This is a genomic window from Serratia sp. PL7 (assembly GCF_945957435.1).
Genome location: NZ_CAMFLB010000133.1, coordinates 1 through 371 on the forward strand (window position 1 = coordinate 1; position 371 = coordinate 371).

Below are 371 nucleotides of genomic sequence, written 5' to 3' on the forward strand. Positions count from 1 at the left end.
AGCGGTGGAGCATGTGGTTTAATTCGATGCAACGCGAAGAACCTTACCTACTCTTGACATCCACAGAACTTTCCAGAGATGGATTGGTGCCTTCGGGAACTGTGAGACAGGTGCTGCATGGCTGTCGTCAGCTCGTGTTGTGAAATGTTGGGTTAAGTCCCGCAACGAGCGCAACCCTTATCCTTTGTTGCCAGCACGTCATGGTGGGAACTCAAAGGAGACTGCCGGTGATAAACCGGAGGAAGGTGGGGATGACGTCAAGTCATCATGGCCCTTACGAGTAGGGCTACACACGTGCTACAATGGCATATACAAAGAGAAGCGAACTCGCGAGAGCAAGCGGACCTCATAAAGTATGTCGTAGTCCGGAT

Annotated in this window: 1 rRNA gene; it reads left to right on the forward strand. The window is 51.5% G+C overall.

What is annotated here, in order from left to right:
• Nucleotides 1–371: ribosomal RNA gene (locus N6G83_RS54600) — 16S ribosomal RNA — on the forward strand; the annotation flags it as partial.